Annotated in this window: 7 protein-coding genes; 5 read left to right on the plus strand and 2 right to left on the minus strand. The window is 41.5% G+C overall.

Annotated features, from left to right (window positions below):
* Window positions 1-153: 153 nt before the first annotated feature.
* Complete coding sequence (locus RIM23_RS16680) at window positions 154-1050, minus strand: Rpn family recombination-promoting nuclease/putative transposase (protein ID WP_446368307.1); 897 nt, start codon at window positions 1048-1050, stop codon at window positions 154-156.
* 76 nt (window positions 1051-1126) lie between these two features.
* Entirely contained in the window at window positions 1127-2173 is a 1047-nt protein-coding gene (gene mnmH, locus RIM23_RS16685) for a tRNA 2-selenouridine(34) synthase MnmH (RefSeq protein WP_446368308.1), read from the minus strand.
* A gap of 402 nt (window positions 2174-2575) precedes the next feature.
* Here mnmH and RIM23_RS16690 point away from each other — a divergent pair, with 402 nt between their 5' ends.
* The 5 genes from RIM23_RS16690 (at window position 2576) to RIM23_RS16710 (ending at window position 8381) form a co-directional block, all read left to right on the plus strand.
* A complete protein-coding gene (locus tag RIM23_RS16690) occupies window positions 2576-4219 on the plus strand; it encodes an adenylate/guanylate cyclase domain-containing protein (RefSeq protein ID WP_446368309.1) in 1644 nt (547 codons plus the stop codon).
* A gap of 214 nt (window positions 4220-4433) precedes the next feature.
* A complete protein-coding gene (locus tag RIM23_RS16695) occupies window positions 4434-4607 on the plus strand; it encodes a hypothetical protein (protein WP_446368310.1) in 174 nt (57 codons plus the stop codon).
* 108 nt (window positions 4608-4715) lie between these two features.
* Window positions 4716-5678: a tetratricopeptide repeat protein gene (locus RIM23_RS16700; RefSeq protein WP_446368311.1), complete on the plus strand. Its 963-nt coding sequence runs from the start codon at window positions 4716-4718 to the stop codon at window positions 5676-5678.
* A gap of 320 nt (window positions 5679-5998) precedes the next feature.
* Complete coding sequence (locus tag RIM23_RS16705) at window positions 5999-7081, plus strand: mechanosensitive ion channel family protein (protein ID WP_446368312.1); 1083 nt, start codon at window positions 5999-6001, stop codon at window positions 7079-7081.
* Window positions 7082-7268: 187 nt separating this feature from the next.
* Entirely contained in the window at window positions 7269-8381 is a 1113-nt protein-coding gene (locus RIM23_RS16710) for a mechanosensitive ion channel family protein (protein ID WP_446368313.1), read from the plus strand.
* The last annotated feature ends 346 nt before the right edge of the window (window positions 8382-8727 follow it).

Here is an 8727-nt window from a genome sequence, read left to right on the forward strand (position 1 = left end):
GGCGCGTCTCTACATAATGGCGCGTCTCTACATAATGGCGCGTCTCTACATAATGGCGCGTCTCTACATAATGGCGCGTCTCTACATAATGGCGCGTCTCTACATAAATGATGTGTCCTAACAGCTATGGCGGTTGCTATAACTTTAAACTGACTATCTCTCCATCAACCAATTTTCCAAATCTTTTAGACTATCGAACTCTAAAAAATCTTCTCCTAAACTTTCCAAATCTTCAACAGATAAATCTTGAATTTGACTGCTTGTTTCCACAGAGATTTCTCCAAAACGCTTTTTAAGTAGTCGCAGGATTAATCGCGATTCTCCTTTTTGTTCACCTTTTTGTTCTGCATAAATTATCCGCCCTTTCTCGTCTTGTAACATCATCCCCCGCATATCTACTATATCTAATTCTTCCACTGTCATATTGGCTTGGTTAGCCAGATTTAATGCCCATTTTATTTCCGATACTTCTCCTAAACTCTCAGGGATATCCTCCAACATCGCAGCTTCTCGCAGAAAATAAATCCACTTATCTGTCAAACTCTTTAACTCTGAGAGAGTTTTCTTAAACTTAGGTAATTCGAGAAAGATTAGCTGTAATTCCTGATTGAGAATCTCAAACTTTTTCTCTCTCTCCTGAAACACAAATTTATTAATAACATCCTCTGTTTGTTTAAAGAGAATAAAATCTGTAATAGTAACTGCCATGGCTGGATTAAGCCGGGGGTAATCTTCTCCTTTGACTAGCTGATTGGCATAAGCTTTTGCCAAGTTATAAGCCACCCTTTTGTTGAAAGCAGCCATTGATGCGACTTGCATTTCTATTACCACAATAGAGCCATCAGCTAAAACTGCTTTAACATCTAAATAGGTGTCTTTTAAGCTGAGTGTCTGACCGGGATTATAGGGGTTGACGATGGTTAAGTCTTTAATGACTTGTTCTCCATCATAAACAATAGCATTCAGAAAGCTGATTAATATCTCTTTGCTTTGTTCTGAACCAAATATTTTCTTGAAAGCATAATCTACTTTGGGGCTGATAAATCTCATACTTTACTCCTTTATTTATCAATATTTATTTAATATATTTTATGCTATCCCTGACATACTTCCATACCTGCCCTCATTACTCAAACGGCTCAAGCAACGCTGCTACCGTAGTATCCGATACCTGATCAATCTCTAAAATGCGTGAGGCGGATTGGTACAGATGCCCAATGGAACGACTGTAGGCTGGGTCATAGTGGTGACTGAGCAATTCTCCAACTAATGTATGCCATTGTTCGGTATCAATTAAACGATACCAGTGCTGAATTTTTTGCCCACCGTAGCGAGATTTCAAATAGACTAGCTTACGTTTCAATACGTCAGGATGGGTGATGAAGTGGGGATATTCTTGCAGCAGCCGTTCGATTCTAAGCGTTTGAGGGAGTTGAATTTCAATACAGTTCGCCTGCTTTATTTGTTGCCAAAGGGAGGGGGGCAAATAACGCTGTCCAATTTTATTACTTTCGGCTTCAACCCAAATCGGCTGACTGGGGTCAAAGCGTTGTAATTCCAACAGCAGTAAGGATTCAAAATATTTTTGCGCCGGTTGAGGTGTCGGTTGATTTTGCCACTGTTGACCCAATAGGGAACCCCGATGATTTGCCAAGCCTTCTAAATCAAGGACTTGGACGCCGCGTTGAGCTAACTGGTGTAAGATATAGGTTTTTCCGCTACCCGTCAAACCGGATAACACCTGAAACGTCAACTGGGGCGGTAACGTTTCGAGTTGTTGGCGCACATAAGTGCGGTAGGTTTTATAGCCGCCCTCGATAACGGTAACTCGCCAGCCAATTTGATTTAAGACGCCAGCCAGACTATGAGAACGTTGACCGCCACGCCAGCAGTACACCAGAGGATGATAGTTTTTTTCTTTAGAGGCAAAGTGAGACTCAAGATGTTGAGCTATGTTGCGAGCAACGAGGGCGGCGCCCAGTTTCCGGGCGGGGAAAGGGGAGACTTGTTTGTAAAGGGTTCCGACTTTCGCCCGTTGTTCATCATTGAGGACGGGTAGGTTGATGGCGTTTGGCAGATGATCCTCAGCAAACTCACTGGGACTGCGAACATCAATAATTTCAGTATAGGTTTCTCTCCAAGGTGCTTGAGTGTATGTGAGCGATGACGCCATGCTGATTTATCTAGAGTTGTGGGTCAACAGCCCCACGCACAAGGCGATGGGGCTTGTAACTAGGCGAGAGCAATCTCGCCCGAAACATCCGGCGCATTGTCTGACGCCTGCTCTTAGTGCCCCTGAAGGGTAGAAGACAGAATATAGTCATCTCGGACATTCTTAGCGGCGTTAAGGTCTGCGTGAGTTCGATGACCGCAGTTATTGCAACAAAAGCGAGACTTGTTGCGATTTGTCCAAGGCGACGGGGTTTTCTCGGCGATTTTCATAAAGTCCCGATTGCCAATCTTTTCTAGTGTATCTGAAGCCTCAGGCGGGAGATTGACCGCAAGGGACTGGTAGCTTGCTCCACAGCATTCGCTATCGTGAATGAAAATGATCTCATAAGGGTGAGGGTGGGGCGTGTCCTACTTAATTTACGATCCCGATACTCCTAATAAAAAAGTTTATCAATTGAAGCTTGGTGTCAATACCATCGGGCGTGAGGACGATAATACTATCGTTATACTCCATGGGTATCTCTCCCGTCACCACGCCGAAATTATCCTTACCCCCGACAGTGCTACACTCAAGGATCTACAAAGTCTCAATGGCACGTTTGTTAACGAGTGTAAAATTGAGAAATGCCAACTGCAGGATGGAGACTTAATTCGCTTTGGTAGTGTGTTTTTCAAATTTGTGAAAACCATTCCCTCCCCTCGACAAAAATCCTTCAATGAGGATACCTCGAATCTTTCAATTCTCAGACAAGTCGCACCTGAGCAAACTCGGGTCAGGATGCGAGATTTACTGCAACCGGATAAAGCTGAACACTCGGTTCTAAAACTACGAAACCAAGATGTCCAGCAGCGAGCGGTTAGTAAATTGCAAATTTTGCTAGAGGTGAGCAAACAACTTTCCTCTCCCGAAAAACCCGACCGACTGATGCAAAAAATTCTGGATCTGTTATTTGAGATCATGCAGGTTGATCGGGCAACTATTTTGATGGTTGATGAAAAAACTGGTCAACTTGAACAGAAAGCAGTTAAATTGCAATTCGAGAGTCCAGAAAATACTCACTTTTACAGTAAACATATTACTAATTTTGTTCGCACTCAAGGCAATGCTATTTTAACGGATGATGCCCGAATTGATACCTTGTTTAATGATTCGGTTTCGATTCTCAAACAAGGGATTCACGCGGCGATGTGTGTTCCTCTCAAACCGCGAGATAGCGTCATCGGCGTTTTGTATGTGGATAATTTATCCCTGACGGATATCTATTCTGATGAAGATTTGGAGTTCTTAACCTGTCTGGCAAATCAAGCCGCGATCGCGATCGAAAATTCCCGCCTTTATACCAAGATGCAGGCGGAGGCGGTGATGCGGGATAAACTGGAACGGTTCTTTCCGCGAACGGTGAGTCGTAAGCTGCGGGAGGAAGGCAATTTAGAAATCGTTGATACGGAAGTTACGGCTTTGTTTGCTGATATTAGTAACTTTACAAAAATGTCGTCCCAAATGGAACCCCGGCAAATTATTGAAATGCTCAATGAGTATTTTCAGGTGATGGTTGAGGAGATTGTTTTCCCTTATGAAGGAACATTAGAAAAATATATTGGTGATGCATTGCTAGCCGTTTGGGGCGCTCCCTATCGCAAACCCAATGATGTAGATTTAGCTGTAAGAGCCGCTATTGATATGCAATGGGCAGTTCGCCGTTTAAATCAAGTGTGGGTTCAACGCAAAAGACGACCCATTCAAATTCACATCGGGTTAAATACAGGGAAAGTTGCGGCGGGAAATATCGGTTCAGCTAAACTGATTCAGTATGCTACGATTGGCGATACCACTAATGTGACAAGTCGTATTTGTAATTTAGCAAAACCTAATGAAATTTTAATCGCTCAAAGTACCTTAGAACAACTCAATGATCGAACTATTCCTGTGGAAAAAATGCCGCCGATGCGGGTAAAAGGAAAATCTCAACCCTTAGACCTGTATCGGGTTCTGTGGTATAAAATTCCTAGAGAAAATGGAATGATAATTCATCCAAATTCTCCGTGATGTTGTGCTATATCCGACTCCCTCTAGGGATAGCAATGCAATTATTACGATTAATTTTTAATTCTAAATCTGCTGAAACTAACTTCCATAAGTTTTCGGCAAGATGTTGGTGAATATACTTTATCTGTATCTTATGTATTTGATCTTTCAATGTTAAGTTGCTATAGTAGGAACATAGCAAATGTTCAAAGTTTGAAGAATAAGGCTTTAGACTATGAATGCACAAAATCCCAATGGTTCAGGCTATATTGTTCCCCTTAAATCCCTAAGCTTTGATGCTTTTGGACGTGATCCTGCCACAGATATTGTTTGTGTGACTCCAGTCCGCACTATCGTTCGACGCGAAGAAGAAATCGTGCTGATTCGTAAAGTGAGAAAAGTTGCTTGAAGTTGTCTTTCAGAATCAATGGAGCTAAATAATAAGTTGAGAATTATTGTCAAAATCCTCAAAATCGGCGGGATAATTATAGTTTTCATAGTAAGCGGTTTTGGGCTAATGATTATTTTAGGATTGATTTTACCTGCTGTTTTAGAATATAAGAGAAATCTTGCTTTTAATTATAATCAAGAAGGGGAAAGTTTTTATCAAAAAAGACAGTACGATAAAGCGATTGAAATTTACAGTAAAGCTATTAACATTTATCCCAATTTAGCGCTGTCTTATTACAATCGCGGAAATTGCTTTTTGGCGCTAAAAAATTATCAAGAAGTCCTCCAAAATTATGATGATGCACTGAAACTTAATCCGGGCTACACGCAAGTTTATAATAATCGAGGTAATACTTACTATCTGTTAGAGAGTTATGACGAAGCGATTGCCGATTATACTCAAGCGATTCAACTGGATACTAACTATGAGCGGGCTTACTATAATCGAGGCAATGCCTACTATAAGTTAAACCAGTATCAACAGGCTCTGGAGGATTTTAAGCGGGCAATTGAAATTAATCCTGACCCTGCCGAAAGTTATAAGAATCTAGGAAATACCTATATCGCCTTAAATCAATATAAGAAAGCTATTGAAAGCTACGATAAGGCAATTGAGATAAATCCTAGCTATGCTCAAGCCTATAATAATCGAGGTAATGGATATTACTATTTAAATGATTTTGTTAAAGCGATTGGCAATTATGCTAAAGCAATTGCTGTGGATAATCAAAATTATGAAGCCTATAATAATAGAGGCAATGCCTACTATGCGCTGCAAAAGTATAAAGAGGCGATCAAGAATTATGACCAAGTATTGACAATTTGCCCTAACCATATTGAAGCGTATTATAATCGGGGGCTGGCTCAGACTAAACTGAGGCAAAAAAAAGAAGCGATCGCGGATTTGCAAAAAGCGGTTCAATTAGCGCAGCAGCAGGGAAATCAGCATTTGCTCGATGTGATTAAAGACGCGATTGGAAAACTCCAAATGAATCAAGAGATTCCCAATGTTTTACCCAGTCAAAGCTAAACAGGGTTGAGTCTACTTTTAGGCTGTCGCCTAACACCCGATACCTTAACCTATATCTTAGACACCGGTGGATTAGTTTTTCCACCCTTGACATTTGTTCCCTACGATGCTTATTGCAATTGTCTTTATAACTCGTTTTGAGTTTTCAATAGAGGCAAAACCCCTTGCACCAATTAAATCAGCGACCCGTGTTATGGTGGTTATCGCCGTAGGGGTTTGGTAACCAAACCGTAGAACCAAAACGTAGGGGTTTGGCAACCAATTCCCTACTCCGCGCCATAATAGTCTAACACGGCTAATTGCTGAAATTGGAGACTAGAATGCTGGATGCCTTACCAGGACTCCTGGATTTCGATACCCTGAAAACATTAATTTTACTCGGACTTGCCGGGATTTTCGCGATCGCGGGCGGTTCCTTTGCCTTTCGCTGGCTGGGTTCAGCCTTTGAGGGGTTCAAGGATCTCTATCCCAAGGTGATTCAACCCGAAAAAGAATTACTCGGTCTAGCCCTGAGTCTAACCTTAACCGATATTATTTTTCTCGCCTATGCCAAACGGGAGTTTATCAAGTTGATTGAACTCCCCATCAGTCTCGCCTTAGCGATTACCGCGACTTTGTTAGGCTCTCGGTTATTCAAGCGATTTTTTGATGCCTATCTTTTAAATGCCACCCTGCAAAGTGGACGAAAGGTGAATAGTGAACTCTTACTCCTTTCCAAACTGATTGTCAATTTAGTGGTTATTGTCATCATTATCATTATATTTGCTCAAACCCATCAAATCAATATTTTGGGCTTGTTGGCAAGTTTGGGAATTGGCGGATTGGCTGTGGCTTTTGCGGCACAAAAAACCCTGGAACAGTTACTCGGTGGTATTGTGATTTATATCGACCGTCCCTTTGTCGTCGATGATTATATTGGTCTACCCGATGGCACCTTTGGCAGAGTCGAATCCATTGGACTGCGGTCTACCAAAATCCGTACCTCTGGTAAAGGAACATTAATGGTGATTCCCAATAGTTCCCTGACTCAGGTCAGTATCGAAAACTTCACGGGCGCCAAGAAAGTGATTTCGATTATCTCATTAATTTTCTATCGTCCGGTACCCGACCAAGAAAAATCGCTGATCCGCCAAGTTATCTTAGAAAGCACAATTGATATCTTTGGGATTGACTCTCGCAGTACAGACGTCACATTTAAAGATATCATCCAAGATGGATCTCCGGCAATGACTCAAGCCCAAATTAACTTTTTTATCTTGGGTTCCGGTGAGTTTTCTATGGAATTGCGGCGTCAACTCCTCGATATTGCTAAACAAAATATCGCTAAGCAACTTAAAGAATATGGGATTGCCTTTGATATTGAAGAACAAACCATTAATGTGGATTCACCCATTACAATCTAGTACCGTTACCTGGGAAGTCAAAAGCTTGCCCTCAAAGGTCGTGCCGGGTCAAAAGTTATACTGTAGGAGCGGGTGCGAGCCACTCAGGGGAACTTGTAAGTGAGCATTTAGCTCCTGTAGTAAAATACAGACGTGACCTGTCGTGTCTGTATAGGAACTCCGACTTCCAAAATAGCAGTACTAGCCGATGAATTTAACTGATATAACCAACAGAATTAGTGATGTTTATCAATTTATTTACTCCTTAAATTTGCCTAACTATGTTCTTTTCTTAATATTTGCTCTCCTTTCTATTTTGGCGGGTCGATATACTCCGATTCTGGTTAGCTGGATTATCCACCGATTTTCAATTAAGCAGGGAAAGGAAATTTATGATAATTTGATTGACCCACTCCAAAAAGCTTTCAAATTTGCTGGCACCTTAATCCTACTCTCATTCTCACTGGCTTGGCTGGGAGAGTATCCAGGGTTGTATAACTTCATGCTTCCATTTATGGATTTAGCCGTAACCGTGAGTGTGGCTTGGTTAGCCTCTCGCTTATTTCGCCAGTTTGTGCGAGTGTATGGGATAGGATTAGTGCGGAAACTCGGACGAGAAGTTGATGAATTGCTTCTTGTGTTTGAGACTCTAGCTAATGTAATTATTGGGTTTATTGCTGTGGTCGCATTTGCTCAAAGCCAGGAAGTCAATTTAGTCGGCTTACTCGCTAGTTTTGGGATTGGCGGTATTGCGATCGCGTTTGCGGCACAAAAGACATTGGAACAGCTTTTGGGTACGATTGTCCTTTATTTAGACCGTCCGTTTATTCCGGGAGAATATATTCGTTTACCTAATGAGGTGTTTGGTCGCGTTGAATCGATTGGCTTGCGGTCTACAAAAATTCGCACGGCGGCTAAAAGCACACTTTTGATTGTTCCTAACTCAACGATGGCAAATTGGGAAATCGAAAATGTCACCCGAGGGAAGAAAGTGATGGTGTTACTCTATTTGGATTTTGCTCAACTTTTGGAAGAACGAGAAAAAGCTTTAGTTCAGCAAATTATTACCGAAAGTACGAACGCTTTATTCGGTATCGATCCGGGAAGTACAAATATTACCTTAATTCCCTCCTTGGAAGAAAGAACTACCCGGGCTAGAGTAACGTTTTTTATTCTCGGATCTAGTGAAAATTCAATTCAATTACGTAAACGCCTATTGGAACTCGCTAATGAAAAAATTTCCAAACAATTATTGGCTTATGGAATTAACTTTAAGATGAATGAACCGACGATTTATGTAGATTCGCCAATTACCATCTGACCTGAATTATGATAAATTATGTATGAAGAAATAAAATTACCGAAAAGCGATGGTGAAAGCCCCCGTCTTTTCAAGCGGGGGATGAAACCCCTTCTTTAACATAAGACATAAGACATAAGACATAAGACCAATCAATGAGGACGATGGAACTCGATCGCGATCGCGAGTGTCAGTTAGGATGAGTGTAGACTCCCTATTCCCCTTGCTTTGACACTCTCCCGGTTAAAACGCGGGAGATTCTTGAGCTAATCATCGCCCTTTCGAGTCACCTCTAATTAGGTCTTACACAATTATGTCCTACCCGAAGTCAACTAGAATATCACTTAATATCTAGAACCCCTTTTTT

Source organism: Coleofasciculus sp. G3-WIS-01 (assembly GCF_040223135.1).
GTDB lineage: Bacteria > Cyanobacteriota > Cyanobacteriia > Cyanobacteriales > Coleofasciculaceae > Coleofasciculus.

What these genes read in the sequence shown, in the direction of transcription:
- RIM23_RS16700 (WP_446368311.1), top strand. Translation starts at nt 4,716, where the DNA reads ATGATTATTTTAGGATTGATTTTACCTGCTGTTTTAGAATATAAGAGA.
- RIM23_RS16680 (WP_446368307.1), bottom strand. Translation starts at nt 1,050, where the DNA reads ATGAGATTTATCAGCCCCAAAGTAGATTATGCTTTCAAGAAAATATTT.
- RIM23_RS16695 (WP_446368310.1), top strand. Translation starts at nt 4,434, where the DNA reads ATGAATGCACAAAATCCCAATGGTTCAGGCTATATTGTTCCCCTTAAA.
- RIM23_RS16705 (WP_446368312.1), top strand. Translation starts at nt 5,999, where the DNA reads ATGCTGGATGCCTTACCAGGACTCCTGGATTTCGATACCCTGAAAACA.
- mnmH (WP_446368308.1), bottom strand. Translation starts at nt 2,173, where the DNA reads ATGGCGTCATCGCTCACATACACTCAAGCACCTTGGAGAGAAACCTAT.
- RIM23_RS16710 (WP_446368313.1), top strand. Translation starts at nt 7,269, where the DNA reads ATGAATTTAACTGATATAACCAACAGAATTAGTGATGTTTATCAATTT.